The following is a 4,925-nucleotide window of genomic DNA, read 5'->3' on the forward strand; positions in this document are numbered from 1 at the left end:
GGCACACTCCACCGTGCCGTTCTGCACGCCGTCGACAACGCCAAAGGCAGGCATCAACTCACCGGCAGTGTGCACAGAAATGGTGAACTTGCCACCCGACATGGCGCTGACTTCCTTGGCGAATTGCTCGGTTCCACCGATCAAGACATCGAGTGATTTTGGAAAACTCGAAGCCAGGCGCCAGCGCAGGGCGGCCTGCGCATGGACAGCAGGCGCTGCGCCAGCCGCCAGGACACCGGCAATACCGGCATGTTTGATAAGGGAACGACGATCCATCTCTTTTCTCCTGAAATTGTTAATTTAAAAAACACGACGCACTGAAAGGGCGCGATGACTGCAAAGAATCACAGTGCATTTTAGGAACGGGACGAGCGCTCCGTTTCAAATTTTCTTCATGCAGAGGCACACAAATTTTCAACCTGAATCAAAAAAATTCGCATGCTGCGAACTGCTAACAAAAACGCCCCAAAAAACACCTTGTGTGCTGTTTGGGGCGTGACATGGGGAACTTGTGAATGCGGCGTTTAAATCTTGGCTGTCGTCATGTAGTTGTCAAAGCGTAATTCGGAAAAACGCAGCCACAACAGCTGGTCGCGCTGGAAGGCGCGCATGTCCTGATGAATTTTCTTGAACTCAGGCGACTTGGCTTCATGCTCGGCAAATACTTCCATGGAAGCCTTGAAACCAGCATCCAGGATGTCTTTGGAAAACGGTCGGAGCTTCGTCTTGTCAGCAACCAATTGTTTCAAGGCAATCGGGTTGAACGCATCGTACTTGGCCGTCATGTCGCGTGCAGCCACGGCGGTGGCAACGTCCACCATCGCCTGGTATTCAGGCGACAGCGCCGCGTAGGCCTTGGTGTTGATGAAAAATTCAAGTTCTGCGCCACCTTCCCACCAGCCGGGATAGTAGTAGAACGGTGCCACCTTGTTGAAGCCCAGTTTCTGGTCATCGTAAGGACCGACGAACTCGGTGGCGTCCAGCGTGCCTTTTTCAAGCGCCTGGTAGACCTCACCGGCCGGCATGTTCTGCGACACCACACCGAGCTTTTGCATGGCTTCGCCAAACAAGCCGCCGCCCATGCGCATTTTCAGCCCCTTGAGGTCTTTCACCGTCTTGATTTCCTTGCGGTACCAGCCGCCCATCTGCGTGCCGGTGTTCCCCGCGCTGCGGCTCTTGATGTTGTACTTGGCATAAAAATCGTCCATCAGCTTGCGACCGTTGCCGTGCTCCATCCAGGCGTCCATCTGGCGCGCGGTCAGGCCGAAAGGCACGGCGCAGCCAAAGGCAAAAATGGGGTCCTTGCCGGTGAAATAATAGGACGCCGTCTGCGCCATTTCGACGGTGCCATTCTGGATGCCATCGACCACGCCAAACGCGGGCATCAATTCGCCAGCGGCGTGCACCGAGACTTCAAACTTGCCGCCTGACAGCGCCTTGATGGTCTTGGCAAACATCTCGGCGCTACCATAAATGGTGGCCAATGACTTGGGAAAGCTCGAAGCCAGGCGCCAACGCACATTGGCCCCCTGGGCATGCACGGCCGGTGCAGCGCCTGCTGCCAAAACACCCGCGATGCCTGCGTTTTTAATGAGCGAACGACGATCCATTGATTTACTCCTGCTGTAGTGGATTGAACAAGCCTTCATGCGAATAAACATGAACATGGCGAATAAGAGTCACCTGATATTCTAAGAAGCGAAGCACCTGCAAACCTGTGGGTTTACCCTCATAAATAGCTCTCGTCATCAAGAACCTTGCGTTAACGCAAAGCGGGTGCGAATAGCTGCCTCAATACCAGGCCCATCCAGCCCCTGCAGCGCCAGCAACCTGGCCGGGTCTCCGTGTTCAATGAAAACATCCGGCAAACCCAGCTGCAGCACGGGCCGGGTAATGCCGGCTGCTGCCAATGCCTCCAGCACAGCGCTGCCGGCGCCGCCCATGATGGCACCCTCTTCCAATGTGACCAGGGCCTCGTGGCTGGCCACCACCTGCAGCAGCAAGTCCACATCGAGCGGCTTGGCCCAGCGCATGTTGACCACGGTGGCATCCAGGCTCTGCGCCGCTTCGAGTGCCGGATACAACAGCGTGCCAAAGGCCAGAATGGCCACACGCTGGCCGGTTCGGCGGATTTCACCCTTGCCAAATGGCAGCGCGTCGAGCGTGCTGTTCACCGCCACACCCGCACCCACGCCGCGCGGGTAACGCACGGCGACCGGCGCGTTTTGGGCGAATGCCGTGCAGAGCAACTGGCGGCACTCGTTTTCATCAGCCGGACAGGCCACGCTGATGTTGGGAATGCAGCGCAGGTAGGAAATGTCATAAGCACCGGCGTGGGTGGCGCCGTCGGCCCCCACCAGCCCGGCCCGGTCCAGCGCAAACACCACCGGCAGATTCTGGATGGCCACGTCGTGGATCAACTGGTCATAGGCGCGCTGCAAAAAAGTGGAATAAATCGCCACCACCGGCTTCAGGCCTTCACAGGCCAGCCCGGCGGCAAATGTGACGGCGTGCTGTTCGGCAATGCCGACATCAAAATAGCGGTGCGGGAAGCGCTGCTCAAAGGCCACCATGCCCGAGCCCTCGCGCATGGCCGGCGTAATGCCCACCAACCGGTCGTCAGCGGCTGCCATGTCGCACAACCAGTCACCAAAAACCTGGGTAAAGGTGGTTTTGCTGGCGGCTGATGTTTGCAGGCCCACCGCCGGGTCAAATTTGCCCGGACCGTGATAGGCCACCGGATCGGCCTCGGCCAGCTTGTAGCCCTGACCTTTTTTGGTGACCACGTGCAAAAACTGCGGCCCCTTGAGGTGCTTGATGTTTTCCAGCACCGACACCAGCGTCTGCACGTCGTGGCCATCAATCGGTCCCACGTAGTTGAAGCCAAATTTCTCGAACAAGGTAACCCGGCTCACGATGCCTTTGGCCGACTCTTCAATACGGCGCGCCAGTTCCAGCAGCGGTGGCGCGCCACGCAGCACGTTTTTGCTGGCACTTTTGGCGGCGGCATAAAACTGGCCACTGAGCAGCTTGGCCAGGTAACGGTTGAGCGCGCCCACCGGCGGACTGATCGACATGTCGTTGTCGTTCAGGATCACCAGCAGATTGCAATCCGAGACACCGGCATTGTTCATGGCCTCAAAGGCCATGCCGGCGGTCATGGCGCCGTCGCCGATGACGGCTATCGCGTGCCGGTCTTCGCCCTTGAGGCGCGATGCCATGGCCATGCCCAGGGCAGCCGAGATCGAGGTGCTGGAGTGCGCCGTGCCAAAGGCATCGTATTCGCTCTCGGCACGCTGCGGAAAGCCGCTCAAGCCACCCAACTGGCGCAACGTGGCCATGCGCTCACGCCTCCCGGTCAGGATTTTGTGCGGATAGGTCTGGTGCCCCACGTCCCAGACCACCCGGTCATACGGCGTGTTGAAAACGTAATGCAAGGCCACCGTCAGTTCGACCGTGCCCAGGTTGGAGCTCAGGTGGCCGCCGGTTTTGGACACGCTTTCCAGCAAAAAGGCGCGCAGCTCGGTGGCCAGGGTGTCGAGCTGTTCGCGCTGCAAATGCCGCAGGTCGGCCGGGGCCTGGATGGTCTGCAACAAGGGGTAAGGGTTATTCATCAACATAGGCTCTAATTTTGTCAACGGGCTGGCATCAGTTGGAACGCTGCACGATCAAGCTTGCCAGCCCCTGCAGCGCACGCGTATCCGGCAAACCACTGGACGCCAACGCCGCCATGGCCTGGTCGTACAAGGTCTGCGCATACAGGCGGGCGGGCTCCAGCCCCATCAGCGAGACATAAGTAGGCTTGTCCTGGGCCTGATCCTTGCCCGCCGTTTTACCCAGCGTGGCTGAATCCGCGGTGACATCCAGAATGTCGTCAACCACCTGAAACGCCAGGCCCATGGCCGCGCCATAGGCCTGCAGGGCTTGCACAACCTGCGCGGTGGCGTCAGCACAAGCCACGCCCATCATGACGCTGGCCTGCAACAGGGCGCCGGTTTTAAGCTGGTGCATTTCGCGCAACTGGTCCTCGGTCAGGGCCCGCCCGACACTGGCGAGGTCAATGGCCTGGCCGCCGGCCATGCCGGCACAACCCGCCGCGCGCGCCAGCAAGCGGCACAAGCGGGCCTGACGGCCGACTGGCACCACAGAAGCATCGGGAGTCAGCAACTCAAACGCCAGGGCCTGCAGCGCATCGCCTGCCAGCAAGGCGCTGGCTGAGCCAAACTGCACATGCACGGTAGGTTTGCCGCGGCGCAACACGTCGTTGTCCATACACGGCATGTCATCGTGCACCAGGGAATAGGCATGGATCAGTTCGACGGCGCAAGCAGCACGCAAGGCCGCTTCAGCATCACACGCCTGAACGGGAACGCTGGCCAGGATCAAGTCGCTACTGACGGCCTCAAAAGCAGCAAACACCAGCAAGGGCCGCAAGCGTTTGCCGCCATCCAGCACAGCATAACGCATGGCCCCCATCAGCTCGGCTGGCGCGGCATGCTCCAGATCAGCGGAGGCATCCACACTCACCAAGTTGTCCAGCGCCTGTTCCACGCGCTCAAGGTATTGGTTACACCATTGATTCAAATCAAAGTGGTCGCTCATGCTGCTTCGCTGGCCCATGTCTTGAGCGTGCCCTGGTCCAGCACCTTGATTTGATGCTCGACAGCGGCCAGCCGATCGCGACAAAACTTCAACAATTCTGCACCCCGCTGGTATTGCGTGAGAAGCTGCTCCAGTGGCATGTCGCCAGATTCCAGCCTGGCCACCAGTTGCTCAAGCTCCTGCAACGCGGCCTCGTAATGCGCGGGCGCGGTGGCTCCGTGTTTGGCGGCAGTAACCATAAAACGCAACTCTCCCGGAAGCAAAAGATGGTAATTTTAGGCTTTGTTGCCAGCCACTGGCCAACCCCGGCCACAAAGGTACAA

General features: G+C 59.3%; 5 protein-coding genes. All 5 read right to left on the bottom strand.

Going from position 1 to position 4,925, the window contains the following annotated elements:
* Window positions 1-276: twin-arginine translocation signal domain-containing protein (locus NDI87_RS16555; protein WP_296276673.1), on the bottom strand; the 276-nt coding region annotated here is incomplete at its 3' end.
* Window positions 277-524: 248 nt separating this feature from the next.
* The gene (locus NDI87_RS16560) at window positions 525-1,610 is read right to left on the bottom strand and encodes a TRAP transporter substrate-binding protein (protein ID WP_296276674.1); all 1,086 of its coding nucleotides are present in this window, start codon (window positions 1,608-1,610) and stop codon (window positions 525-527) included.
* A gap of 138 nt (window positions 1,611-1,748) precedes the next feature.
* On the bottom strand, window positions 1,749-3,617 hold the full coding sequence (dxs, locus tag NDI87_RS16565) for a 1-deoxy-D-xylulose-5-phosphate synthase (RefSeq protein ID WP_296276678.1): 1,869 nt from the start codon (window positions 3,615-3,617) through the stop codon (window positions 1,749-1,751).
* 31 nt (window positions 3,618-3,648) lie between these two features.
* Window positions 3,649-4,602 carry a polyprenyl synthetase family protein gene (locus NDI87_RS16570; protein WP_296276675.1) on the bottom strand — a complete coding sequence of 318 codons (954 nt, stop codon included), beginning with the start codon at window positions 4,600-4,602 and terminating at the stop codon, window positions 3,649-3,651.
* On the bottom strand, window positions 4,599-4,841 hold the full coding sequence (locus NDI87_RS16575) for an exodeoxyribonuclease VII small subunit (RefSeq protein WP_296276676.1): 243 nt from the start codon (window positions 4,839-4,841) through the stop codon (window positions 4,599-4,601). Before NDI87_RS16575 ends, NDI87_RS16570 begins: the two co-directional genes overlap by 4 nt.
* Between the last annotated feature and the right edge of the window lie 84 nt (window positions 4,842-4,925).

Origin of the sequence: Rhodoferax sp. (genome assembly GCF_023701345.1) — a bacterium.
Classification (GTDB): domain Bacteria; phylum Pseudomonadota; class Gammaproteobacteria; order Burkholderiales; family Burkholderiaceae_C; genus Rhodoferax.

What these genes read in the sequence shown, in the direction of transcription:
- NDI87_RS16570 (WP_296276675.1), bottom strand. Translation starts at nt 4,602, where the DNA reads ATGAGCGACCACTTTGATTTGAATCAATGGTGTAACCAATACCTTGAG.
- NDI87_RS16560 (WP_296276674.1), bottom strand. Translation starts at nt 1,610, where the DNA reads ATGGATCGTCGTTCGCTCATTAAAAACGCAGGCATCGCGGGTGTTTTG.
- NDI87_RS16575 (WP_296276676.1), bottom strand. Translation starts at nt 4,841, where the DNA reads ATGGTTACTGCCGCCAAACACGGAGCCACCGCGCCCGCGCATTACGAG.